The organism is Streptomyces sp. NPDC028928, from assembly GCF_055564915.1.
Genome location: NZ_JBVHVI010000010.1, coordinates 316,796 through 339,438 on the forward strand (window position 1 = coordinate 316,796; position 22,643 = coordinate 339,438).

The 22,643-nt window shown below is 70.1% G+C and carries 24 protein-coding genes and 3 pseudogenes; 20 read left to right on the forward strand and 7 right to left on the reverse strand.

Features of this window, described 5'->3' with window-relative positions:
* Positions 1–48: 48 nt before the first annotated feature.
* Positions 49–648, reverse strand: a complete 600-nt coding sequence (locus ACZ4U1_RS25070) for a hypothetical protein (RefSeq protein ID WP_467906106.1) — start codon at positions 646–648, stop codon at positions 49–51.
* 315 nt (positions 649–963) lie between these two features.
* On the opposite strand from ACZ4U1_RS25070, the gene ACZ4U1_RS25075 reads away from it, so the two are divergent.
* From ACZ4U1_RS25075 to ACZ4U1_RS25095, 5 genes and pseudogenes are all read left to right on the forward strand, one after another.
* Complete coding sequence (locus ACZ4U1_RS25075; protein ID WP_467906107.1) at positions 964–1,134, forward strand: hypothetical protein; 171 nt, start codon at positions 964–966, stop codon at positions 1,132–1,134.
* Positions 1,135–1,468: 334 nt separating this feature from the next.
* Positions 1,469–2,887, forward strand: coding sequence for a cytochrome ubiquinol oxidase subunit I (locus tag ACZ4U1_RS25080; RefSeq protein WP_467906108.1), 1,419 nt, complete (start codon positions 1,469–1,471; stop codon positions 2,885–2,887).
* Between the two features lie 100 nt (positions 2,888–2,987).
* Complete coding sequence (locus ACZ4U1_RS25085; protein ID WP_467906110.1) at positions 2,988–4,019, forward strand: cytochrome d ubiquinol oxidase subunit II; 1,032 nt, start codon at positions 2,988–2,990, stop codon at positions 4,017–4,019.
* 29 nt (positions 4,020–4,048) lie between these two features.
* Positions 4,049–4,762, forward strand: a pseudogene (locus ACZ4U1_RS25090) (YihY/virulence factor BrkB family protein); the annotation flags it as partial.
* Positions 4,763–4,812: 50 nt separating this feature from the next.
* Positions 4,813–5,352, forward strand: coding sequence for a phosphatase PAP2 family protein (locus ACZ4U1_RS25095; RefSeq protein ID WP_467906111.1), 540 nt, complete (start codon positions 4,813–4,815; stop codon positions 5,350–5,352).
* Here the strand turns inward: ACZ4U1_RS25095 and ACZ4U1_RS25100 are convergent.
* The gene (locus ACZ4U1_RS25100) at positions 5,346–5,594 is read right to left on the reverse strand and encodes a hypothetical protein (protein WP_467906113.1); all 249 of its coding nucleotides are present in this window, start codon (positions 5,592–5,594) and stop codon (positions 5,346–5,348) included. The two genes, ACZ4U1_RS25095 and ACZ4U1_RS25100, sit on opposite strands and share 7 nt — an antisense overlap.
* Positions 5,595–5,954: 360 nt before the next feature.
* Here ACZ4U1_RS25100 and ACZ4U1_RS25105 point away from each other — a divergent pair, with 360 nt between their 5' ends.
* On the forward strand, positions 5,955–6,224 hold the full coding sequence (locus ACZ4U1_RS25105; RefSeq protein ID WP_467906115.1) for a hypothetical protein: 270 nt from the start codon (positions 5,955–5,957) through the stop codon (positions 6,222–6,224).
* Positions 6,225–6,299: 75 nt separating this feature from the next.
* On the forward strand, positions 6,300–6,845 hold the full coding sequence (locus ACZ4U1_RS25110) for a hypothetical protein (protein ID WP_467906116.1): 546 nt from the start codon (positions 6,300–6,302) through the stop codon (positions 6,843–6,845).
* A 9-nt stretch (positions 6,846–6,854) separates the two neighbouring features.
* Here the strand turns inward: ACZ4U1_RS25110 and ACZ4U1_RS25115 are convergent.
* A pseudogene (locus tag ACZ4U1_RS25115) lies at positions 6,855–7,202 on the reverse strand (YihY/virulence factor BrkB family protein); the annotation flags it as partial.
* A gap of 476 nt (positions 7,203–7,678) precedes the next feature.
* On the opposite strand from ACZ4U1_RS25115, the gene ACZ4U1_RS25120 reads away from it, so the two are divergent.
* The 3 genes from ACZ4U1_RS25120 to ACZ4U1_RS25130 all read left to right on the forward strand — a co-directional run bounded on the left by ACZ4U1_RS25120 (position 7,679) and on the right by ACZ4U1_RS25130 (position 10,080).
* Positions 7,679–8,236 carry an HdeD family acid-resistance protein gene (locus ACZ4U1_RS25120; RefSeq protein ID WP_467906118.1) on the forward strand — a complete coding sequence of 186 codons (558 nt, stop codon included), beginning with the start codon at positions 7,679–7,681 and terminating at the stop codon, positions 8,234–8,236.
* A gap of 244 nt (positions 8,237–8,480) precedes the next feature.
* Positions 8,481–8,990 (forward strand): DUF6069 family protein, encoded by a 510-nt coding sequence (locus ACZ4U1_RS25125; protein WP_467906119.1) that lies wholly within the window; start codon positions 8,481–8,483, stop codon positions 8,988–8,990.
* A 247-nt stretch (positions 8,991–9,237) separates the two neighbouring features.
* Complete coding sequence (locus tag ACZ4U1_RS25130; protein ID WP_467906229.1) at positions 9,238–10,080, forward strand: hypothetical protein; 843 nt, start codon at positions 9,238–9,240, stop codon at positions 10,078–10,080.
* A gap of 266 nt (positions 10,081–10,346) precedes the next feature.
* Here ACZ4U1_RS25130 and ACZ4U1_RS25135 read toward each other — a convergent pair whose 3' ends face one another.
* Positions 10,347–10,826 carry an ATP-binding protein gene (locus tag ACZ4U1_RS25135; RefSeq protein ID WP_467906121.1) on the reverse strand — a complete coding sequence of 160 codons (480 nt, stop codon included), beginning with the start codon at positions 10,824–10,826 and terminating at the stop codon, positions 10,347–10,349.
* A 110-nt stretch (positions 10,827–10,936) separates the two neighbouring features.
* On the opposite strand from ACZ4U1_RS25135, the pseudogene ACZ4U1_RS25140 reads away from it, so the two are divergent.
* Positions 10,937–11,275, forward strand: a pseudogene (locus tag ACZ4U1_RS25140) (STAS domain-containing protein); the annotation flags it as partial.
* Positions 11,276–11,426: 151 nt separating this feature from the next.
* On the opposite strand, the gene ACZ4U1_RS25145 reads toward ACZ4U1_RS25140, so the two are convergent.
* Positions 11,427–12,155 carry a phosphodiesterase gene (locus ACZ4U1_RS25145; protein ID WP_467906123.1) on the reverse strand — a complete coding sequence of 243 codons (729 nt, stop codon included), beginning with the start codon at positions 12,153–12,155 and terminating at the stop codon, positions 11,427–11,429.
* Positions 12,156–12,445: 290 nt separating this feature from the next.
* Positions 12,446–13,090 carry a HemK2/MTQ2 family protein methyltransferase gene (locus tag ACZ4U1_RS25150; RefSeq protein ID WP_467906231.1) on the reverse strand — a complete coding sequence of 215 codons (645 nt, stop codon included), beginning with the start codon at positions 13,088–13,090 and terminating at the stop codon, positions 12,446–12,448.
* 257 nt (positions 13,091–13,347) lie between these two features.
* Here ACZ4U1_RS25150 and ACZ4U1_RS25155 point away from each other — a divergent pair, with 257 nt between their 5' ends.
* The 9 genes from ACZ4U1_RS25155 to ACZ4U1_RS25195 all read left to right on the forward strand — a co-directional run bounded on the left by ACZ4U1_RS25155 (position 13,348) and on the right by ACZ4U1_RS25195 (position 21,521).
* Complete coding sequence (locus ACZ4U1_RS25155; RefSeq protein WP_467906124.1) at positions 13,348–13,944, forward strand: hemerythrin domain-containing protein; 597 nt, start codon at positions 13,348–13,350, stop codon at positions 13,942–13,944.
* Between the two features lie 22 nt (positions 13,945–13,966).
* The gene (locus tag ACZ4U1_RS25160; protein WP_467906126.1) at positions 13,967–14,578 is read left to right on the forward strand and encodes a hemerythrin domain-containing protein; all 612 of its coding nucleotides are present in this window, start codon (positions 13,967–13,969) and stop codon (positions 14,576–14,578) included.
* A gap of 53 nt (positions 14,579–14,631) precedes the next feature.
* Entirely contained in the window at positions 14,632–15,351 is a 720-nt protein-coding gene (locus ACZ4U1_RS25165; protein WP_467906127.1) for a YqjF family protein, read from the forward strand.
* Positions 15,348–15,716 carry a hypothetical protein gene (locus ACZ4U1_RS25170; RefSeq protein WP_467906129.1) on the forward strand — a complete coding sequence of 123 codons (369 nt, stop codon included), beginning with the start codon at positions 15,348–15,350 and terminating at the stop codon, positions 15,714–15,716. The genes ACZ4U1_RS25165 and ACZ4U1_RS25170 overlap by 4 nt, the downstream gene beginning before the upstream one ends.
* Before the next feature lie 172 nt (positions 15,717–15,888).
* A complete protein-coding gene (locus ACZ4U1_RS25175) occupies positions 15,889–16,383 on the forward strand; it encodes an SPW repeat protein (protein ID WP_467906131.1) in 495 nt (164 codons plus the stop codon).
* 1,269 nt (positions 16,384–17,652) lie between these two features.
* A protein-coding gene (locus tag ACZ4U1_RS25180; protein ID WP_467906233.1) for an IS5 family transposase occupies positions 17,653–18,422 on the forward strand; the annotation gives its coding sequence in 2 pieces (ribosomal slippage) (positions 17,653–17,958 and positions 17,961–18,422; 768 coding nt in all).
* A gap of 380 nt (positions 18,423–18,802) precedes the next feature.
* On the forward strand, positions 18,803–19,948 hold the full coding sequence (locus ACZ4U1_RS25185) for an RNA polymerase sigma factor (protein ID WP_467906133.1): 1,146 nt from the start codon (positions 18,803–18,805) through the stop codon (positions 19,946–19,948).
* Positions 19,945–20,502, forward strand: coding sequence for a hypothetical protein (locus ACZ4U1_RS25190; RefSeq protein ID WP_467906134.1), 558 nt, complete (start codon positions 19,945–19,947; stop codon positions 20,500–20,502). The genes ACZ4U1_RS25185 and ACZ4U1_RS25190 overlap by 4 nt, the downstream gene beginning before the upstream one ends.
* A gap of 239 nt (positions 20,503–20,741) precedes the next feature.
* Positions 20,742–21,521: a PucR family transcriptional regulator gene (locus ACZ4U1_RS25195; protein WP_467906136.1), complete on the forward strand. Its 780-nt coding sequence runs from the start codon at positions 20,742–20,744 to the stop codon at positions 21,519–21,521.
* Positions 21,522–21,542: 21 nt separating this feature from the next.
* Here ACZ4U1_RS25195 and ACZ4U1_RS25200 read toward each other — a convergent pair whose 3' ends face one another.
* On the reverse strand, positions 21,543–22,517 hold the full coding sequence (locus tag ACZ4U1_RS25200) for an RNA polymerase sigma factor (protein ID WP_467906138.1): 975 nt from the start codon (positions 22,515–22,517) through the stop codon (positions 21,543–21,545).
* Positions 22,518–22,643: the final 126 nt, after the last annotated feature.

The window sequence follows — 22,643 nt, forward strand, 5'->3', positions numbered from 1 at the left end:
CGCCGCGCAGTACTGCGGATCTGTGAAGAATTCGTCGGCCGTGAGCCGTCACCTAGTGGCCTCGATCACTCGGGGGTGCCGGACGCGCCGTTCGCTTTCAGACCGTGCTGTCGCCATGAGGCGGCGGTTCCACCAGGCGGGATGTGCTTCCGCGATCGTCTTCAGCCGACGGTGTTCCGCGCGCTGGGCTACAACGAGAAGAGGAACGAGGGGCAGGGACAGCAGAGGCAGGCGCCGGGGAGCAGAGCGGTTCTCCAACAGCACGGCCGCCGCGGCGGCAGCACCGGAGACGTACAGGATCGGGTTGTAGTAGGGCATGAGACGCGGGCCGAGTCCTTCACAGTCCGTGAGCCACGGGATTCCCAGCCGCGTGGGCCTGTTCGGCCAGCCCGCCAGGTGGGCGATCACCGCGGCAAGGCTCACGCTGTCGAGCACGGCGAACAGCGGATCATCGCGGGCGGGGCGGGTGGCCGCCGCACGCCAGGCGGCCCACGTACCGGCGGCCCACGCGGTCGCCGCGGTGAACGGTCCCAGCACGGACGCCAGCGGCATTCCCACCCCCGCGGCCAGTTCGAAGAAGACGTGTCCGGCCGTGGCAGCCGTGGTGACCCTGGTCAAAGGCCGCTGCCGGCCTACCGTCCGATCCACCACCCCTGCTCACCTCCGGGCCTTCCCTTCCCGAGGGTGGGCGCGCACGCCGACTCTCGCCCGCGAACGTGACCGACCATGAGGACGAGCGTCGCCCGACTCGTCACCCGGCCACTGCCGCCACGAGTACCCAAGACCAGGCGTCGCCTGCCACGCCACCGCGGGCATCATCTGGCGTTCGACCGCAGGGCACGTCGGACGATTCCCCTGCTGAAGAACCACCGTGGGAGCTTCAGCTCAGCCTCGCTGAGCCTCGTTTTACGCCATGGTCCGGGGAACCCGGTACGTCCCAGCGGCGCCCTGAGGGAGGCAGCCATGAGCAGTTCCGGAGAAGAAGAGCGCGAAGACGCGTCGCCTTTGGAGCAGGAGACGGACGAGCGAGACGTACACCCGGAGGAGGAAGGGCACCCCGAGCCCGACACGTCCGGCGAGGCCACAGAGGAGACCTTGAAAGAACGAGCAGAATCTGAGGAGGGCCCCGGCTGACACCGCGGGGAAAAGCAGTCATCGCCCGTCGGCGCGAGAGTCCCGCTGTCCGCCGCTCGACCTGTCCGAGTCGCCGACTTGGCATCGGCGCGAGAGCAGTCCTGGCGACGGGGATGTGGTGTGCCTCCGCTGGCGGGCCTCCGGGCTCGGTGCGAGCGTAGGAAACTCCGGGGACCGCGGCCCATGCCCGTGGTCCGGCTCGGGACCCGCGTTCCCGGCCGCGAGCCGCTCATGCGGTTTGCGATGACACGGGTGGGTTACCCCGAGGTGGCCGCGGGCTGATGCCAGGTGAACAGGGAAGCCTGCGGTGACGGTCTTCGGCGGGAGAGTGGTTGTGAACGACGTCGCGGTTTCCCCTGGCTCGCATCCCGTCCTGGTTCTGGCGCGCGCCGCGACGGAGGGGGACCTGTCGGCGGCGCGGGCGCAGATGGGCTTCTCGCTGGCCTGGCACATCGTGGTCGCCTGCCTCGGAGTCGGCCTGCCGGCGCTGACCCTTCTCACGGAGTGGCTGGGCATCCGCAGGAACGATCCGGCGTTGCAGTTGCTGGCGCGGCGCTGGGCGCGGGCCATGGGTGTGCTGTTCGCCGTGGGGGCGGTGTCCGGGACGATTCTCAGCTTCGAGATGGGGCTGCTGTGGCCCGGGCTGATGGGACGCTTCGGCCAGGTCATCGGGCTGCCCTTCGCGCTGGAGGGCATTGCGTTCTTCATCGAGGCGATCTTCCTGGGCATCTACCTCTACGCCTGGGACCGGCTGGCGCCCCGCAGGCACCTGCTCATGGGCATTCCCATCGTGATCGCGGGCACCGCCTCGGCGTTCTTCGTCGTCTGCGCGAACGCCTGGATGAACCAGCCCCGCGGCTTCACGTTGCGCGACGGCAAGGTCGTCCACGTGGACCCCTGGGCGGCGATGCTTAACCCGGCGAGCCCGCCGCAGACGGTGCACATGATCCTCGCCGCGTTCATGGTGTCCTCGTTCCTGACCGCCGCCGTGTACGCCGTCGCCCTGCTGCGCGGCCGACGCGACGCCTACCACAAGGCGGGCTTCGCCATCCCCTTCACCGTCGGCGCGGTGGTCGCCCCCTTCCAGATCGTGGTGGGCGACTGGGCCGCCCGCTTCCTGGCCGACTACCAGCCGGTCAAACTGGCGGCCATCGAGGGCGTGTACCGCACCGGCTCCCACGTCCCGCTGACCATCGGCGGCGTCGCCGGGCAGGACGGACTCAAGTACGGCCTGGAGATCCCCGACGGTCTCTCCCTGCTGGTCGGATACCGCACGGACACGGTCGTCAAGGGACTGAACACGGTGCCCCGCAGCCAGTGGCCCGCCGTCACCGGCGTCCACTGGGCCTTCGACCTCATGGTCGCCGTCGGTTTCTTCCTGCTGGCCCTCGGCCTGTGGCTGCTCCTGGCGTGGTGGCGGACCCGGCGCTCGGGCGGTGAACTCCTCGACCGGCGCGGTAGCCGCCTGCTCCTGGTGCTCGTCGCGCTCGCCGGGCCGGCGTCCGTGGTGGCGCTGGAGAGCGGCTGGAGCGTCACCGAGCTGGGCCGGCAACCGTGGATCGTGTGGGGGGTGATGAGCGTACGGGACGCCGTGAACCCCGCACCCGGCCTGATGGCGGGCCTGTGGCTGGTGCTGGTGGTGTACGCCGCCATGACCGTCGCCACGGTGTACGTGCTGCGCCGCCTGGCACGTGCGACGGCCGTGCCGGCCGCACCGCAGGAAGCGGACGTGCGGGGGTATCCCGTGGTCTGACGGAGCAGCGTGATGACTCGCCGGGCCGATGATCCCTCGACCCCCTCACCTCGATCCCACCGCCACCGCCCAGCGAACCGTAGCCGTCCTTGGAGGCACCGTGCTCGCCGACACCGCCCTCGCCGTCATGTGGCTCGGACTGACGTGTTACGCCCTGTTCGGAGGCGCCGACTTCGGTGCCGGTGTGTGGGATCTGCTCGCCGGGGGCGCACGCCGGGGCGATGCACAGCGACGGCTCATCGAGCACAGCATCGGCCCGATCTGGGAGGCTAACCACGTCTGGCTCATCTTCGTGATCGTGCTGCTCTGGTCCGGTTTCTCACCCGTCTTCGCCGCCGTGATGTCCACGCTCTACCTGCCGCTGACCCTCGCCGCCCTCGGCATCATCGCCCGCGGCGCCGCCTTCGCCTTCCGCAAGGCCAGCACCGAACTGTGGCAGCGCCGGCTCTTCGGCGCCTGCTTCGCCATCTCGTCACTGGTCACCCCCTTCTTCCTCGGCGCCGTCGCCGGCGCAGTCGCCTCCGGACGGGTGCCGACCGGCCTCGCTACGGGTGACGTCATCACCAGCTGGCTCAACCCCACCTCCGCGCTCGGCGGTGTCCTGGCCGTCCTGACCTGCGCGCATCTCGCCGCCGTCTACCTCTGCGCGGACGCCGACCGCGAGGGCGACGCCGAACTGGCGCGGGCCTTCGCCCGCCGTGCCATCGTCAGCGGACTGGCGAGCGGCGCCGTCGCCTTGGCCGGCATCGCCGTACTGCACGCCGACGCTTCCCAGCTGTTCTACGGACTCACCCACCGGGCGCTGCCGCTGGTCGTCCTCAGCGCGATCAGCGGTGCCCTGGGCCTCGGCCTGCTGACGCGACGGCGATACGTCGCGGCCCGGGGGGCGGCGGCGCTGGCCGTCGCCGCGATCCTGTGGGCGTGGGGCGCGGCCCAGTACCCGGCCATGCTGGTCGGCAGCCTCACCGTGGACCAGGCCGCTTCCCAGGCAGCCGTGCTCTCCGCCTGTCTCATCGCCCTGGCCTGCGGCGCAGCGCTGCTGATTCCGTCCCTGTGGCTCCTGTACGGGACCTTCCAGCGGGCACACACTGGTGACGCTTCGAACACGCAGGGCCACACATCCCCACGATGATCTCGCTGCGTGGGCTGTGACTTCCTGACGACATCATCACCCGGGCCGTGGAGCAGTTGCAGAGCAACGCCGGGGTCGGTTCCGTCATGGCGGCTGTCGGCATCCTGCTGGCGGTGTGGTCGGCCTCCGGCTATGTGGCCGCGTTCATTCGCGCGGCGAACGCCGTCTACGACATGCCCGAGGGTAGGCCGGTGTGGAAGATCCTTCCCGTACGCCTGGGGGTGACCGTCGTCCTGATGGTGCTGGCGGTGGCCAGTGCGCTGATCGTAGTGTTCACCGGCGGCCTGGCGCGCCACGCAGGGGCCGCGCTGGGTATCGGTGACATGGCGCTGACGGTGTGGTCGATCGCCAAGTGGCCCGTCCTGATCGTTCTGGTCACCGTCATGATCGCCATCCTGTACTGGGCGAGCCCGAACGCGAAGGTGAAGGGCTTCAAATGGATCACGCCGGGCAGCTTCCTCGCCCTGGTCATCTGGATGATCGCCTCGGCCGGGTTCGCGTTCTACGTCGCGAACTTCGCCTCCTACAACAAGACGTACGGCACCATGGCCGGCGTCATCGTCTTCCTCGTCTGGCTGTGGATCACCAACCTCGCCATCCTGCTGGGCCTGGAGTTCGACGCCGAGACCGTACGCCAGCGGGCCATAGCGGGTGGCCTGCCGCCTGACACCGAGCCCTACACCCAGCCCCGCGACACCCGTAAGTGGGACGAGGACGACCGACGGCGCCTGGACGGCGGGTGACCCTTGGCGATCTCGGGAATAGGTCCTTGACCTGCGGGATATCCGCCCTTATGAGGCTTCTGGCGCAATTGCGCGACGTCGACCGGGCGCTGACCAAGCAGGCGGCCCACATGCCACCAGGCGTCGGCCGGATGCTGTCGGTGGTGGAGGAAATGGCGGAGAGCACGAAACTGTGGTGCGGTGCCGCGGCCGCGATGGCGTGGCGGGGCGGGTGGCGCGGCCACAGGGCGGCGGCCACCGGTCTGGCCGCCCTGGTCGTCGCGCAGCTGGTCTCGAACGGCCTGTGCAAGCAGCTGGCTGACCGGCCCAGGCCGCCCAAGGAGTGGTTCCCGCACGACGAGGTCGACGACCGCCCCGACTCCTCTTCCTTCCCCTCCGGGCATACAGCCGCCGCGGTGGCTTTCACCGCGGCCATCGCCCCCACATGGCCGGCCGCCGGTGCGGTATGCGCGGTGCCGGCAACCATGGTGGCCCTCGAGCGGGTGCAAAGCGGCGCGCACTACCCAAGCGACGTCGCCACCGGCGCCGCGATCGGCCTGAGCAGCGCCTGGCTCATCCGACATGCACCCCGCCTGATCCTGCGTCACTGAACCGAGCGGCCAGTGGCCGGCTGTGGCTCGCGGAGCTGGGCAGGGTCCGCCGCCGCACCGTCAGAGAAGGAGGAGATTTCCTCGTCCCAGATGTCCTGCCGTACCAGCGCTGAGGTCCGCTGCACCTCTTCCTCCCGCCCCGGATCACCGGCGGCAAGGCGTTCGATGTCCGCGACGAGATCGTTGATCTGCTGATGTTCTTCCTCGACTGAGGCTCGTACGACGGGCCACAACCCCGTCATTCGCGAAAGCCTGACTGAAGACCATATGGGCGATTTGCTCCGGCACGCGTTCCCGCTGGTGGAGGTCGTCGAGGGGCAGGTACTGGTTCCAACAGCAGGTCCAGCTCCTCGCGCTCACGGCGTTGCCGCGCCAGGGTGCTGCTGCTTCCACCGAGCTGCTCGACGGCCTGGTCCTGATGGTCTTCGACATGGTCGCTCGCACGTGCGTGCGCTGGAAGACGGGCGTGGCGCTTTCCGGCGTCACTCGGATCTCCGCGCGCGCCCGGGTACCCGGAGGTAGCCCCGCACAATGCCGCACGACGTTTCCGGGAAGCTACCGCGGTACCCGTGACGGCGGAGACCGACCCGAGGAGGGAAACGGTGCCGCAGACCGACGATGAACTGCTCGCCTTCGAGACCAGTGACCTGGAGGACTGGGACGAGCAGCGTGCGCGAGCCGCCCTCGGCGGAAGGTACGGCACCTTGTACCGCAACCACCTGCGCATCGCTCTGCACCTCGATTCCTGGGCGGAGGCCGAGGGCGGCCGGACCGATGTCGACACACACCACAAAGCCGGATACACCCAGGCCCTTCAGGACATGGCCGCGTTCCTCAGACAGACCTACTACCTCCCCCGCGGCCCGGACTAAAGCACGCTGACGCCGGGCTCCGCGCTGTGCGTCGATCGCACGCGGGGAATCCCCCGGCAACGAAGGAGGCTGCAGATGAACGCCCTTCCGTCTTCCGGCGCGACCCAGCGCCGCCCCACCGGACGAAGCGCCAACACGAAGCTGCTCGGCATCTATCTCAACGACCACCTCGCGGGCGCCACCGCCGGCACCGAACGCGCCACCCGCCTGGCGCGTACCGCCCGGGGTTCCGCGCTCGGCCGCGCGATCGAGCCCGTGGCGGCCGAGATCGCCCAGGACCGGACGGCGCTGCTGGACATCATGCGAGACCTCGGCATCCCCGTTCGCCGTTACAAGGTGTGCGTGGGCTGGGCAGGGGAGAAGCTGGGACGGCTGAAGCCCAACGGCCACCTGGTAGGCCCCTCCCCGCTCGGCACCGTACTGGATCTGGAAGCCCTGCGGCTGGGGGTCGAGGGAAAGGCGGCCGGCTGGCAGACCCTGCGCCGGCTCAGCGTAACCGACCAGCGTCTGGACCCTGCCCGGCTCGACACCCTGCTCGAACGAGCCCGGCAGCAGCAGGAGAGGATCGAGGAGTGGCGCGTCCGCCAGGCCGAGGAGGCCCTGGCCACCACAGCCGACTGAGCTTCCGGGTCTGGCCGAACCGGGAGCCAGTTTCCTGATGTTGGCCAGCACCGCGTCGGTCGCTGACTTGCCGGTGATGCCCAGCAGCGACACCAGCACCAGCAGTGCCGGGAACAGCGACAGCACCCCGTAGTACGTCAAGGCGGCGGCGCGGTCGGTCAGCTCGTCGTCTTTGAACTCCCTCAGCGCCCCCTTGAGCACACCGCGCCAGGCCCCCTTCGGCAGCTTGGTCGGCGTATCGGGTGCGCGGCGCTCGACCTCGGGCCCGGGCCCGGCCTCCTCGGGCACCGCCCGGCGAGCCTGCGGCTCGTCGCCACTGTCGTGGTCTTTCCGCCCTGGAAGATGCAACTTCGCCATAGGCGTCGGGTAACCCCTCGCGGCCCCGCTCACGCCATCACAGGCGCTACCTGCGCGCAGCCTCACGCGGCCAAGGGGTCCCTCAAGGGCGTACAGCCGTCGATGATCTCGTCGAGGCCGGCGAGTTGCCACGTGCGCAGCACGGACTCGGTCGGGCCCACCCGGCACAGCCAGCCGTCGTCGACGGCGTCGGCGGTGTTGCGGTCGGCAGATTCGGGTCGCGTGCAAGGTGACGTTGACGTCACCAACCACAGCAGCAGCCTCGAGGTCCCGAGGTGAGGTCCGCGATCAGGGCCGCATGGTCCGTAGGGATGCCACAGACCCGCCGGGTGTCCAAGCCGCCGTCAAGCCCCATCCTGCGAACGATGCGCACCGAGTTGGGTATCCGCACTTCCCGCGGCCTCGCCACCGTGGCTGTAAGGCAGGGAACTTGGGTACGCGTGACAGACCAGTCGGTCGAGCGAAGGGACGAACGAGTGCGTAGGCAGCTGCTCTGGATGCTGGTACTCCGGGGTACCGCGGCGTTGTTGTTCGGGATCGCGGCACTGGTGTGGCCGGGGGTGACGGTACTGGCGCTGGCGCTGTTGTTCGGCGCGTACGCACTCGTCGACGGCCTGGCGCTGCTGGCGAGCGCCTTCCGCAAAGAAGGCGACAACGGACACCGGCTGGCCCACGCGGTCGGCGGCGTCCTGGGCATCGCGGCTGGCGTGATCACCATCGCCTGGCCCGGCGTAACCGCGCTGGCGCTGGTCACCCTGGTCGGCACGTGGGCCGTGATCACCGGCATCGTGGAGATCTGGGCAGCTGTGCACTTCCGCCGGGAGCTGCACCATGAGTGGCTGCTGTTCCTGGCCGGCGCCGCATCCGTGATCGCCGGAGTGCTGATCTGGGCCCGGCCCGACGTGGGGGCGATCACCGTCGCCCAGGTCATCGGCCTCTACGCGCTGGTCTCGGGCGCGCTGGTACTGGGTACCGCCTGGCGGCTGAACAGCACCACCACAGCGCATGCGGCCCACCACGCCCGGCACGCCTAGCCAGCGGTGCGCCACCTTGCTCTCACGGAGCCGGCCCGGTCCGCGTCGACGCGGTGGACGGGCAGGCTGGATCTGCTACCCCTCCCCTCCCATACCGTCGATCCGGCCGGGGCAGCCGAAGGCGCCTCCTGACACACCATCTGAGGACCCGTATCAGCCATGCGGGTGGTCGGGGTTACATCACATGGTCGGCGAGGGGCACCCGGACGGGCACGAAGTGACGCGTCTGCAGTGAGGTGATCTCGTGTCTGGTCCCGCCCCGTACGAGGACTACCCGGCCTACGGCCGGGCCACCTACCAGGACCACCGGACGCCGGCGACATCGCCGGGTGTGGCAGCGGGCCGGTTGTGGGCGACCGGGGCCGCTACGGCCGTCGTGGCGGCCCTGGCTGCCGTCGTGGCCACCCTCTTGATGCGCGGCGTGCTGGACGTGCCGGTCTTCGCCCCGCGCCGGGCCGGCGTCTGGGGCGATGCCACCACCGGTTACCTCGCCGCCTGGGCCGCCGTTGCCGCCCTGGTGGCCACAGGGCTGCTGCACCTGCTGCTGGTCACCGTCGCACGCCCCCGCGCCTTCTTCACCTGGATCGCCTGCCTGGTGACCGTTGCGATGATCTTGCTTCCCTTCACCACCGACCTGCACACGGCCACGCAGCTGGCCAGCGCCGTCGTCTTCCTCGTCATAGGGGCCACCATCACCGGCCTGCTGTCCGCCGCGGCCACCAGCGTCGCCCCCAACCGGTCCTACGAGAACTGAACGGAGAGGGGCAGAAGCCTGGGGGCACGGTCACCCGCCGGTCCGTCCAGGCGGCTGCGCGGGGACAGCGGCGTGAAGTCGTCGTCTCCGGGCCGCACGTGGCGTCTTCCTCGGCGGCAGCTCGTGGATCCGCCCTCGGCGAGATCAACGCTCCTTCTGGCGCGTCGGTCACCTCTGGCGGGCGAGGGCACCGTGGATTTCGGCCAGGACCGTCTCGGGCAGGGCGGCGCCCTGCGCGTGCTTGCCTGTGGGCAACATCCTCGGCGGCATCGCCATCCAGACCGTCGTTCTGGCCGTCCTGGATGCCGCCGGCGTACGACCGCGCGCCCCGCTGACCCGCCTGGCCGCCAGCCTGCAGCTCGTCCTGGAGGGCGCGTTGGTCGTGGTCATCCTCGCCGTGGTCGTGATGGGGGCCCAGCTCTCACCCGGCCTGCACGCCGCCCGCCTGGCTCCCGCCTCCCTGGCGATCGCCGCACTGTGGCTGATCGGTCTGGTGCTGCTCAACCGGGCCGGGCGGGGACTGCCGTGGCGGGAGGGCGGCGACGCCCCCGACAGCCAGCCCGAGCCCCGCGGCCACTCCCGTGGCAAGAAGGAGAAGGCCGCCACGGACCAGGGCGTCGGCACCCGCCGCGCCGCGCTCGTCTTCGCCGCGGCGGCCCTGGCCACCCTGATCGCCGGCGTGGTCATCGAGCGCAGCGGCGAGGAGTTCTTCGCCCGTCAGGGCCTGAGCGGCGTGCTGTTCGGAGCCACCGTCCTGGCTGCGGCCACCTCCCTGCCCGAGATCAGCACCGGCCTGACCTCCACGAAGCTGGGCGACTACCAGCTCGCCGTCAGCGACATCTTCGGCGGCAACGCCTTCCTGCCCGTGCTCTTCCTCCTGGCCACCGTCATCTCGGGCAAGCCCGTCCTGCCCGCAGCCCACGACACCGACATCTACCTCACCGCACTCGGCATCATCCTCACCGTCGTCTACATGACCGGGCTGATCTTCCGCCCCCGGCGCCAGTACGCACGGATGGGCGTCGACAGCATCACGGCGATCGTCATCTACCTCATCGGCATCGCCGGTCTGGCCACCATCGCGACCTGACCAGCGCCGCCACGCCAGGCGCGAAGATCGTGGTACCGGCGCGGCGCCACGTAGCCCGCGCCCTGACCCATCCCGTTGCAGCCGCTGAACGGAGCAGGCGCCATACGCGCACGTCCCTACACGTACGACCGCGAGTGCGAAGGTCCGATCCGCCTCGGCCGCTGGAAACGGACAGCTACGCCACCTGGCAAGGGCACCATGAACACGGCCCCGGCCCGGCACGCCGTCGACTCGGGTGCCGTCTGAAGCGTGGGCTCCGGTCGCTTTTACAGGGGTCGGCGCCCGGCGATGGCGCCGCCTGGGTCGTCTGCCAGGGCGATGCGGGCGGTGATGCGTTTTCCGACCGGCTCGCGTTGCGCTTCGAAGCCCTGGGCGACGGCCATGACGATCTCCAGGCCGTGCTGGCCGACCCGGCCGGCGTCCGCGGCCCGGGCGATCGGCAGCACCGGGTCGGAGTCCCACACGACGACCTCGACCATGTCACCGGTGATGTGCAGGTCCAGCAGCACCGGGCCGGGGGCGTACTTGCGGGCGTTGGTGACCAGTTCGCTGACCACCAGCTGAGTGAGATCCATGGCGCGCTGCGAGACGCGCAGCGCGTGGTCGGCCTGGACCCGGGTGAGGAAGCCGGCGGCCAGGTGGCGGGCCCGGGCGATGTCCGTGCCATCGCCTTCCAGGGCCACACTGGTCGCGATGACCGGCCCGTCCGGCGCCCCACCGCCCCCTGGCACCGGTTCTGGCTCCATCACGGCCACCATTCACTCCCCGTTCACAACTCCCAGCGTGTACCCGCGCCGCCGCGAAGCACGCCTTGCCTTGTCTGTTGGCCCGGCCACCTGTCCGCATTGCTCAAATGATGCTGGGCGGCACTGCGCACGAGGATTCGAGTGTGCCAGGATTCAACGCATGGCTGAGGCAGAAGAAAGGCCCCGCACACGCTGAGCAGCCTGTTCAGCTGTCGGTCGTGACCACCGCAACCGACGGCATTCGCGTGCTGACTCTGTCCGGAGAGATCGATCACCACACCGGTGACACACTCCGTCAAGCCCTGGATGCCTCCGACACCCCCCGCCCCCGCGTCGTGGTCGACCTGCGCCAGGTCACTTTCATGGACTCCAGCGGCATCAACGTCTTCATCGCCGCCCGCCCTGCCCTCAGCGAGTCCGGCGGCTGGCTGCGCCTGGCCGCACCCGGCGAATCCGTGATGCGCACCCTGAGCATCGTCGGCATCGACGCCGTCATCGACTGCCGAGACTCTCCGCCAGGCCCTCACCGACTGACCGCTCCATCTGCTCTCGTGCGGGGTGCCGGGGCGTGCCGGCCGTCGTTCCTCACGCCCGATGTGGCTACCCTGCGGTCGACGCCGGGTTCTCTTCGGGCCGTTCGACACATTCGTCGGCGCTCCGTCCACGACGGGACCCGGCATAGGCCGCGGTGCGCAGACGTTCCAGGCGCCCGGTGGGACGGAGCCCGGGCACGTTGTGAGCGTACGGGTCGTAGGACACCGTGTCGCTGGGGGGAGCAGTGAGTACCGCTTGCAACGTCAGCGTGGCGAAGGTACGCCAGTTCTCGTCGGCCGCGGCCGCGCGCAGGTCGAAACGGAGGGGCCGCCGCGAGAGTTCTTGCCACAGCGTCGGCAAAGGACGTTCCGGTGTGCCGTTGTCCTGGACGGGGAAGGCCCCTAGCACGCGTTCGCGACCGCCCACCTGGTAGGAGAGCAGGGTGGAGTACGGACCTTCCAGCGCTCGTGCCCTCGGCAGCGGCAGATGGCGGCCGAGGCGACCGGTGCCGCTGGAGGTGAACAGCATGTCGAGCGTGGCGCCCGGGCCGTCGGCGTCCGTGACTCGCACGGCCAGGCCCAGCCCGTCCGGTAGTCGCCGGGGCAGGCCGAGTGCCCGGGACCAGCGCACGGTCACCCCGTAGGAGCCGGGCCGGTCCAGCCATGGCACGCCCCACTGCCCGCTACCCGGCACATCCAGGATGCCCGAGCACAGCACCCCGTGCGGGTGCAGTGCCGGTGCCGCACGGCACCGGGCCAGCCGGCCGGCGGCGCGGTGGGCGAGTCGTTCGAGCATGGTCAGGCCCTTCTCGGTTCTCTGGGATGACCGCGCGCTCCCGGCCGTCGGTTTTGAGCTTGAACGGGTCGTATGCCGCAAGGGCCTGGCAAGTGACCCCAGCCGACAGACGTTTGCGTCCCCAACGACCCAGGGGCAGGACAGCGGGGTGCTGGCGTCGCCGCGCCGGCAGGTGCAGGCGAGTCGCAGACGACACGAGGACACTCCCCCGTCCCCCAGTTCCACCTCGACCCGGCTTTCCTCCACCAGCATCGGTCCGTGACCCTGAACGGTGACGGCGCCGAGGGCTGTCAGAGGGGAAGTTCGGCACGGACGACCACCAGATCTTCCTCATTCTCGGTCAGGGACAGCAGACCCCGCTGCCTCAGCCAGGGAGCACGGCCGCGCACCACGGGCCCGAACGCGATCCGCTCTCTCCGGGTCACCGCGGCCTTCAGGCCGTGCGCCCGCAGACGCGTCACGGTCCGCTCCGAATCGCTGAACGCAGATTGCACCAGGAGCAGTACCCCCGCGGGCCGCAGTAGGTGGGGCACCTCCTCGCAGATCCGGTCCAGGACCATGCGGCCGTCGTAGCCGGCATCCCAGGCCCGGGCTGCACCACGCGGAGGACAGGTCCCACCCGGTGCGGGCACGTACGGCGGATTCGCCAGGATCAGATCAAACGACTCACCGCGCACCGGATCGAAGAGATTGCCACGCCGTACCCGGACCCGCAGCCCAGCCCACGCGGCGTTGAGCCGGGCGTTACACACAGCGCGCCGCGACACATCCACTGCGGTCACCCGGCCGCCCCGGCGCGCCGCCGCAAGGGCCAGAGCGCCGGTACCGGTGCCCACGTCGAGGACGGCCGCGCCCGGCGGGAGCGGCTCCTCGGACAGAGCTACAGCCAGCAGGGCCGTGTCCTCCTGGGGGGCGTAGACGCCCGGTATCACCACGTGATCCACGGACCTCGCGTACCCCAGTTGTCACGATCTATGGAACCTGCGGACGGTACCGGTGCCGCGCACGCGTGGAGGCTGCCAGCTGGCACTCGGCTCCGTCAGCCGTGGGCGGCGCGGCGGAAGCGAGCTCCGGGCTTGATCACTCACACCGCACGACGGCCTGGCTGCCGGGTGTGCTGTGGGACCGGTGAGTCGTTTGTCGCCGCGGAGGTGGGTGACCCGGTGGCTGTCACCGGCGGAAAGGACATGCGATGAGCGCCCAGTTCCCCGAGATAGATGAGGAACCTCGACGTGAGAAGGCGGCGGGGCGGCCCGATGACGACGTCGTCGCGATTCTCCTGCGGCAGCACGCCCGCATCAAGGTCTTGTTCGGAGAGGTGCGAGGGGCCGAGGGAGCCCGCAAGCACGATGCCTTCAACGAGCTGCGGGGACTGCTGGCCGTCCATGAGACGGCCGAAGAGATGATCGTGCGCCCTGTCGCGAAGGACACCGCGGGTGAGGATGAGGCCCACGCCCGGAATGCGGAGGAACTGAAGGCCAACAAGGTGCTCGCCGAGCTGGAGAAGATGGATCTCTCGAGTGAGGAGTTCGACGTTCAGTTCGCGCAGTTCCAGCAGGATGTGCTCGCCCACGCCGGACGCGAGGAGGCGATGGAGTTCCCGGCGCTGGAAGCCGGCTGCACCCCGGAGCAGCGGCAGACCATGGGCAGGCGCTTGGTGACGGCCGAAAGGGCGGCTCCGACGCATCCGCACCCCACCGCCGCCGGCTCGCCCGTGCTGCAGTGGGCGCTGGGCCCTTTCGCCTCATTGCTGGACCGGGCCCGCGACGCGTTCAGCTCGCGTCCATGATCAATTCGGTCGAGGAGCGACCATGCCGACGAGCATCAAGGACCAGACACTCGAGCAGCTGGGCGGCCAAGGCAGCGTACTGGCGCGGCAGCGCCGTGATCACGCAGAGATCGACCGCCTCATGGACCGTTACCGCACCGGTATCGGCCAAGAACGCCAGCAAGCGTTGAAAGACGTCATCCAGCTGGTCTTCAGCCACGCTTTCGCCGAGGAAACCGTGCTCTGGCCGGCTGTCCGGCGCTTCGTACCGGACGGGGAGGAACTCACCGCCCGGGTCGAGGAGGAACACCAGCAGATCAACGATCTCGTGTCCGACATCGAACGCCTCCCTTCCGGCGATACGGAACGCGAGGACAAGGTGCAGCGGGCGTTCGCCCTGGTCCAGCAGGACATCAGGGACGAGGAAGACCTCCTGCTGCCGAAACTGCAGGACGCGACGGACACCGCGCAGCTCCAGCGCCTGGGCATCGCATGGGAGGCGGTACGGCGAACCGCGCCGACCCATCCTCACCCCGTCGTCCCCCGGCGGCCACCGGCCAACGCGATGCTGGGCGTACCGCTGAGCCTCTACGACCGGATACGCGATGCGTTCACAACGGGCTCCCTCCAGCGCGGCAGTCGATCCAGCCGGTGACGTGAGCGATCGATACACAGTTCGGACACGGTCATTCAAGGGAGGCGAGGCAGGTGGTGACATACGGGCCGGAACATCGCGTGCGCATGCCGGCGCTGCGGGCCGGCTGGCTGACCCAGAGCTTTCTGCACTGGGCCTACGCTCCGGACGCCATCCAACGCCTGCTGCCCGACGGACTGACAGTGGACACCTATGACGGGCATGCCTGGGTGGGTCTGACACCGTTCGTCATGGCCGACGTGCGCCCTCCCGGCTCCCCCGTGGCGCTGGCCGCCTTCCCGGAGACCAATCTGCGCACCTACGTGCTTGGACCGGGCGGCCGGGAAGGCTTGTGGTTCTTGTCGATCGAGGTGGCCTCCCCGGTGATGCTGGCGGCTCGCGCCATCGGGGCTCCGTACCACCTAGGCCGGCTTCGGCTGGCGCGCAGCGGTGAAAGTGTGACGTACGCCGGATCAAGGCGGTGCGGTGCGTCGGCCTACCGCCTGACCGTACGTCCGGGCCCGCCGATCCGCCCTTCGCCCCGGGATGTGTGGCTGGCGTCCCGATGGCGGGCGTTCACGCACCGCGCGGGGGCTCTGTGGGAGACGCCCGTCGAGCACGAGCCCTGGCCGCTGCGCGCGGCGCGTCTCGACGACCTCGCCGAGAGCATGACCCGTGCGGCCGGGCTTCCGGCGCCCGCCGAGGAGCCGCTGGTGCACTTTTCCGACGGGGTACACAAGGTCCGCCTCGGCGTCTCGCGGCCGGTGCGGCAGCAGCCGAGGAGGCAGGGATGAACCCGGTCTGGGTCGCCCGATCACAAGGGCTGTTCAACCTGGTCGGCGGCGGCTGGCCATTGCTGCACCTGCGCAGCTTCGAGTGGGTCTTCGGCCCCAAAGCTGAGGAATGGCTGCAGCAGACGACCGCCGGGCTGCTCGCCACGGCAGGCTGCAGCATGCTGCTCAGCCCGGGCACCCCCGAAGGGCTCCGGCAGGCGCGCCGTACCGGCGTGGGGACCGCGGTAACCCTGCTCGCGATCGACCTGTTGTATGTACCCCGGCGCCGGATCCGCCCGACCTACCTGCTGGACGCGGCCATGCAGGCCGGATGGCTGACGGCATGGCTTCGCTGCGGCCGACTGGCAGGGCCCCCGAGCGCATGAGCGTCTCCCCTGCGCGGCCTGGACGAACCAGCGACGGGCAGAACGGCCAGATCTTGACGCGTCGCGAAAGCTGCATTCCGTTCGACAGTCCTGAGACCGGGCGGCCGGTTGCGATTCCCCTTGTGGGTACTCGCAGAAGTCCGAACGCACCTCCTTTTTGAAGGTGAAGAAAATGACCACTTCTCCCCGGCCGTCGATGGAAACGCACCCGGACATCGTCGACATGCAACTCAGGCACGAGATGGCCGAGCGCACCACAAGCACACCCAGGGGGCAGGCCATCGAAACCATGGCACTGCTCACCGGCCTGTACCTGGCGGCATCTCCCTGGATCACGGGCTTCAACGCTCTGTCGACACTGGCCGTCAGCAACCTGCTCACCGGCATCGCCTACGCTCTCCTGATGAGCGGAGGATTCGGACGCGCCTACGAACGCACGCACAGCATGGCGTGGGCATGCTGCGCCCTGGGTGTGTGGGCCATCATTGCCCCCTGGGTGGTCGCCGGTAACGTCGACACGACGAAGACGATCGTGAACAACGTCATCACCGGCGCACTGGCCCTCCTGCTGGCCATGGCCGCCAGCGCAGCGGTCCGAGCAGCGGAGTCGTCCCACGCGCGCCGCGGTATGTCGACGCCCTACACCGACACCTCTGGCCGCAGCTGAGCCATTCCCTCTCCAGCTCGGCTGCTTCCCGGAGTCGCGTGCATTTCATGCAGCGACGTGTGTACCGACAGGAGATCAGGCAGTTCCGGCATAGCGCAGTACCCGCGTTCCGCGAGAGCGTGCGCCACCAGCTTGAGGTACTCGTCGACTGTGATCCATCCACCGTTCGGGCCGGTCGCCAGATCTCCCACATTCATGACAATGCTGCCTTCCGCTCGCAGGCCCCGACAACCTTCCCTGCACCGCTGGGCCCGTCCTGCACCTGGGGCGGCAAGCCACATGGCAGGAACACAGTCGACCCACCCCCGCACATGTCTTCGAATCCCTCGTTGACGTGTCGAACCGTCGTACTCAATATGCGCGCTCAGCGTCGCTTGAGGATCAGCCGCACCGAGGTCTCCGCAATTGGATCGTGTGCCCTGTCACCGCAGAGCGTCCGGCAGGTATGACCAAGTCCGCCGTGCGTCGCAGGTTCGCAGCAACGGTGGCCACGACGCCACATATCCCCGGGCAGGCGGCATACCACTGGACCGCCGGAGCAGCGCGCACCGCGTCAACCACCCCACGACACAACCCGCCCAGCTTCCCGCGGGGCCTTGTCGCCTCGTGGATCCGTCTTGGCGGCTGCGATCGCAAATCCGGCGTCCCCCAGAGCATCGAGGACCGCGAACTGAATGAGGAGCCCGACGTCTCATGCGTGCAAGCACAGTTTGGGGTCAAGACGAAGGTCCACCGGAGCACTCCGGTGGACCTTCGTCTCATGGGCTCATGGAAGAAGCCCCGCCGGATGCCCTCTGGCGGGGCCTCGCTCTATCACCGGCCCTGTCACGGGTGCTGTCACACGTCTGTCACCAACTACGCCGACTCCCCGGGACCGCGAGGCCCTGACCTGCTAATACGCACCCGCCCTGGACTGACGTGGACGCCCGAAGACGGTCTCTACAACCTGTGCCATGTGGTACCCAGTGAGGGACCCAGGATCAGGACCGGAGCGTCTTCTGGCCCGTCAAAGCGGTATTGCAGGGTGTTCGGGGGTGTCTCACTCACGCCCCAGACCCTCTCACGTCTCACGAAATCTCACACGGCTGGGGGAACCCGGCGGCTCTTGACCCCCGCGGCGCGACACGTCCGGCGCTGCCGGAACCCTCGGGGATCCAGGTACGGGTTCTCCGGCGCGGACGCGTGGCCGTTGGGACAGTGCGTCCTCCTGGCTGGCGCACCCTCCCAGTCTTTGCGCCGCAGAGCTTCCTTCTTCAGCTCGGCTTCCAGGTGGTCTGGTTTGCAGCAAAGCGTGTGGTGCCGTCGTCCCGGCCTCAGGGCGGCGGCCGACGCCGGCATGGTGACCGTGAGGTGCCGGCTGCGATCGTGTTCGTGGCCACGTCGGGTTGCACATGGCAGCAGTTGCCATCCGCTTCGTTTGGTCCGTCGGGAGCGACTGCCCACCGGCGTTTCGCCGAGTGGTCGAAGGCCAGGGTGTGGGCCAAGCTCCACCGCCTGGTCCTCGACGAACTCGGCGCCCGCGGCGAGCTGGACCGGTCCCGCTGCGCGATCGACTCGGTCAACATGCGGGCCCTGAAAAGGGGGACCCGACGGACCCGCATCCTGTCGACCGGGACAAGTACGGCCAGGAGATCCACCTGATCACAGAGCGGACCGGCCTGCCCCTGTCCGCCGGAATCTCGGGGGCGAACCTGCACGACAGCCAGGCGCTGATCCCGCTGGTGAAGGGCATACCACCGATCCGCTCCCGACGCGGACGGCGGCGGCGCAGACCGGGAAAGCTCCACGCCGACAAAGGCTACGCCGACGACCACCTGCGCCGATGGTCACGCGGGCGCGGCATCCGACGCCGCATAGCCCGCAAGGGCATCGAGTCCTCGACCCGCCTGGGCCGCCACCGCCGGACCATAGAACGCACGATGTCCTGGCTTGCCGGATGCCGCCGACTGCACCGCCGCTACGAGCGCAAAGCCGAGCACTTCCTAGCCTTCGCGAGCATCGCCTGCGCCCTCATCTGCTACCGCAGACTTACCACATGAGACGGCTTCTACGCCCGCTGAGTCCGGCATGCGGCGGGGAGGAAGCCCGTGGGCGCCCACTTGGAGCGCCTCTCCGACGAGCAGCCGCATGAGACGCACCGCCTGGGCCGGGGAGCACCTCGCCGGCCAGCGGTAGAGGGTCATGTGCGTTTCCCCGACCCCACCTGTTCAATCGCATCCGATCATGATCGAATATGTGTCAATAAGGCCTGGTTCAGGGGAGTTGATCACCGAGCGGTCACAATCGCCCAGGGTGACTCCGCGCCACTTGGCTGATTACGGCAGCATCGCAGTGGGCGGGCAACGGAGCCGAGTCCCAGGGACGTACAGGACGTCTCCCTCCACCGACGGGCGAGTGCTTTGGCCGCGAAATGAGACAGATGCAGGAACTGACTGACAGTGAACTCACGGCACTACTGCGTGGGTCGGGCTCCCCGGAGGCGGCCGAGGAGCTGCACCGGCGTCATCACCAGGCGCTTGTGCGCTACGCCCGGTTGTGCTCCCGGGACGAGCACACCGCCGAGGACCTGGCGTCCGAGGCGTTCACCGGCGCTCTGGAAGCGGTGCGCTCGGGTCACGGCCCGCACGGCGCATGGCGCCCGTACCTGCTGACCGCGGTGCGACGAACCGCCGCTCGCTGGTTCGCCACCGAGCGGCGCCACCGACTGGCGCTGGACTTCGAGCAGTGGCTCGACGGGCGTGACCCGGCCGTGGACGACGTCGAGGCGTGGGTCATGCGCCAGGAGGAGCGCAGTCTCGTGCGCCGCGCCTTCCTGTCGCTGAACGAGCGCTGGCAGTCGGTCCTGTGGTACACGGCCGTCGAGCAGGAGCCGGCCGGGGTGGCCGCGCGGCTTCTGGGTCTGACGCCGAGCGGGGTGGCGTCGTTGGCGTCCCGGGCCCGGGAGGGACTGCGCGAGGCCTATCTGGCCGCCCACGCCCAGGACACCCTCGCCAGCGAGGAGTGCCGGCATTTCAGCGCGCTGCTCGGCGCGTACGTGCGGCGCGGAGAGCACAAGGCGGGCCCAGCGTTGCAGCGTCACCTGGCAAGCTGCGCCCGCTGCCGGGGAGCGGTGGACGAACTCACCTACCTGAACGACCGCTTCGGCGCCTACCTCGCCACCGGCGTCCTTCTGTGGGCCGGGCCCGCCTACCTGGCCACCCGGTCTGCGTCCGCTTCGCTCGCCGCGTCGGCCGAAGCGGACCCCGCCGCGGGCGGTGCGAAGGGCGGACGGCTCACCCGCCCCGCGACCCTCACGGCGGGCGCGGCGGCCTTGGCGGTCGGCGTCCTGGCCGTCGTGTCCGTGCTGCCCGGGGGCCCGGACGCCGAGGAGAACCGGCCCGTGCGTGCCTGGCCCTCGTCCACCGCGCCGCACACCTTTGCGCCGGCCCCCACCGCGCCGACTCCCACACCGTCGGCCTCCGCTCCGCCGAGCCCGGTGCCCACCACGGCGCGGCCCTCCGCCGCGCCGGCCGGCGCCCCCCCCTGGCCGCCTGTGCGGGCTTCGCGGCGGACGACGGCGACTTGAAGCCCGCCGCCGACGAGTACGACATTCCCCGGTCCGTGCTGGGCTGGACGCACAGCTTCCCCGGCGGCTGGCGCGTGGACAACTCCCGCATGCCCGACAACGATGTCACGGAATGGCGCGGCTGGACCCTGACCACCCGGGCCTTCTGGGAGCGAGCCGCCACGGACCAGCACCGTGAGGATTTCTCGCTCGGGCAGGGGGTGATCGCCGTCGCGGACCCGGACGAGTGGAACGACCTCGGCAATCCTTCTCAGACCAGCACGTTCGATTCGACCCTCGTCTCGCCGGCCTGCTCCACCCCGCCCGACGGCCGGTTCACGCTCAGCTACGTGACCCACTACTGGCAGCTGGGAGCCCAGCGCGGAGAGGTCCTGGTGTCCTTCGACTCCGGCCCGGACCGCCTGCTCAAGACCTACGCCGCCGACCGGTTCGACAGCCGGGAGAGCCTGGCCGTCACCGTGCCCCGGGGAGCCCGGACGGTCACCGTGAAGTTCCGCCTGAGGGACGCCCGCAACGACTGGTACTGGGCCCTGGACGACGTACGCCTCTCCTGAGCATTCGGTAATGGTTCGGCAAAGCAGCGGGACGGGAGGCGTGGAGGCTCCTCTCTGTGTCGGGGTCGCTCGCGGGGCCGCCGCGGACGACGGCAGCGCACGGCTCTCCGGACAGCAGCAGAGGAAAGGGGCAGACGTTGACCGACTGGTCTGCGGGGGACAGGACACTCGGGCACGGCAGGGTACCGGCCGAAGAGGAAGAAACGTTTGGCCATGCGCCCGGGGAGCACCAAGGGACTTTGACGCGGGGCCGTTGGCAGCCACTGCTCGCCGCCGCCCTCACGTGCGAACCGGCCCAGAGCGAGGCGGCCCTGCAGGAACTGGCACTCCGGGCCGGGTGGCGCCTGCCGCCGCGGCTGCGCGCCGTGGCCACCGCGCCGCCCGCCCCCACCGGGCTTCCCCACTGGGGGCCGGGCTGGCTGGCCGACTGGAGCGCCGAACAGCCGTACGTCCTCATCGCTCAGCCCGGGCCCGAACCGGCCGGACTGTTGACCCGGCTGCTCGCAGACCGTCCCGTGGTCATCGGGCCGGCTCTTGCCAGGGAGCAGGCCGGGACCTCCCTGCGGTGGGCCCGCACCCTGCTCGCCCTCGCGTCCGACCCCGCCCAGCGGCGCCGGACGGTGTACGTGGAGGACCACCTGCCCGCTCTGCTGCTGGCGCAGGACGAGACACTGCTGCTCCAGCTGGTCAGAAAGCGCCTCGGCCCCCTGTCCGCCCTCCCGCCCGCGCAGGCGGAACGGCTGGCCGAGACCCTGCTGGCGTGGTTCGAGTCCGGCAGTGCGGCACAGACGGCACGTGTGCTGCACGTGCATCCCCAGACCGTCCGGTACCGCATACGCCAGGCCGAGCGGATCCTCGGACCCGAACTCAAGGCACCCCGCCACCGGCTGGAGTTCGTCCTGGCGCTCAACGGGCTGCGGCTGACGGCGCAGGCCCGCCGGAGCCGCGCGGCAGCGGCCCTGCGCCGCAGCCGCGGCCACCGCGCAGCGCGTGACGCACCTGCCCCGGCCGGCCCCTGACAGCCGACCGGAGGCGGCAGTTCACGACCACAGGCCCGAGGCCAGCGACACCAGCAGGACCCCCACGGCCGCCGCCAGGAGCCAGACGGGGACAGCGCGCCCGTGGGGCCGCCGTCCCCGCCGCGTGCGCCTGCTGTGTGCGACACCCGGGCCCGGGACCCGCTGCCGGCCCCCGCTTGCCGGGGCCGGCCACGACGCCTCCGCGCGGGAACGCAAGGCCGCGTCCTTGGCCGTGTGATAGGCACCGGTCGGCCACCAGCCGAGGAGCCTGCGCGGCAGGTGCACGGGCAGCCGGGCCTGCAGAGCGCGCATCTCACGGAAGAGCTCACGGCAGTCGGCGCACAGCCGCAGATGGCCGGTGTCGTACGGGCCACTCCACGATTCCCCGGAGCCCAGCAGCACACTGTTCACGAAGCGCAGGCACGCGGTCTGCTCCACCCGCTGCGCGTACAACTCGGAGCAGCGGCGGCGGAACACCCGCCCGGTGTCCACGACTGCTCGCCACACCTCACTCTCCGGCAGCCCCGCCACGCGGGCGATCAGGTCCGACGGGTCGCGCTCGACCGACGCGTGCCACAGCACGCTCTGCTGCTGCGGTGTGAGACCGCGGAAGGCGGCGAGGAGTTCACCGTCCTCGTCCAGGGACCACACCGCTCCCGAGGCGACCCACGTCCCGAACGGCCGCGTGAGCACCGACTGCTCCGGCCTGGCCCACCGCACGGCGGTGCTGCGGACGCTGTCGAACAGGGCGACGCGCACACACCCCACCGCGTCGGAAGACGTCCGGGCGGCCCGCAGACGCAGACCGGTGAACGCGTACGCCGTCAGCTCCGCGGCGTCGTCGGCGCGGACCACACACGTGCGGGCGTAGGCCCGGACCGCCGCCCCGTGCCGTTCCTCCAGCACACGCATGGCCTGCGTGGCTCCCTCACCAGCGGCGAGCAGCAGCTCCACATCCGACAGTTCGCAGCGACGTAGGCCTGAGGCCAGGAACACGCAACCACCTTCCCGAGAGTCTGGGCGGGTCACCGACCCGAACCTCGGCCATCATGGGCAGCGGCCGCCACGGGCGGCGACCGGTTAGTCACAAACAGACAAAGATCGGCCGCGCGGCATGGGTGC

What these genes read in the sequence shown, in the direction of transcription:
- ACZ4U1_RS25075 (WP_467906107.1), top strand. Translation starts at nt 964, where the DNA reads ATGAGCAGTTCCGGAGAAGAAGAGCGCGAAGACGCGTCGCCTTTGGAG.
- ACZ4U1_RS25095 (WP_467906111.1), top strand. Translation starts at nt 4,813, where the DNA reads ATGAGGCTTCTGGCGCAATTGCGCGACGTCGACCGGGCGCTGACCAAG.
- ACZ4U1_RS25100 (WP_467906113.1), bottom strand. Translation starts at nt 5,594, where the DNA reads ATGACGGGGTTGTGGCCCGTCGTACGAGCCTCAGTCGAGGAAGAACAT.
- ACZ4U1_RS25110 (WP_467906116.1), top strand. Translation starts at nt 6,300, where the DNA reads ATGAACGCCCTTCCGTCTTCCGGCGCGACCCAGCGCCGCCCCACCGGA.
- ACZ4U1_RS25135 (WP_467906121.1), bottom strand. Translation starts at nt 10,826, where the DNA reads ATGGAGCCAGAACCGGTGCCAGGGGGCGGTGGGGCGCCGGACGGGCCG.
- ACZ4U1_RS25145 (WP_467906123.1), bottom strand. Translation starts at nt 12,155, where the DNA reads ATGCTCGAACGACTCGCCCACCGCGCCGCCGGCCGGCTGGCCCGGTGC.
- ACZ4U1_RS25155 (WP_467906124.1), top strand. Translation starts at nt 13,348, where the DNA reads ATGAGCGCCCAGTTCCCCGAGATAGATGAGGAACCTCGACGTGAGAAG.
- ACZ4U1_RS25160 (WP_467906126.1), top strand. Translation starts at nt 13,967, where the DNA reads ATGCCGACGAGCATCAAGGACCAGACACTCGAGCAGCTGGGCGGCCAA.
- ACZ4U1_RS25170 (WP_467906129.1), top strand. Translation starts at nt 15,348, where the DNA reads ATGAACCCGGTCTGGGTCGCCCGATCACAAGGGCTGTTCAACCTGGTC.
- ACZ4U1_RS25175 (WP_467906131.1), top strand. Translation starts at nt 15,889, where the DNA reads ATGACCACTTCTCCCCGGCCGTCGATGGAAACGCACCCGGACATCGTC.
- ACZ4U1_RS25185 (WP_467906133.1), top strand. Translation starts at nt 18,803, where the DNA reads ATGCAGGAACTGACTGACAGTGAACTCACGGCACTACTGCGTGGGTCG.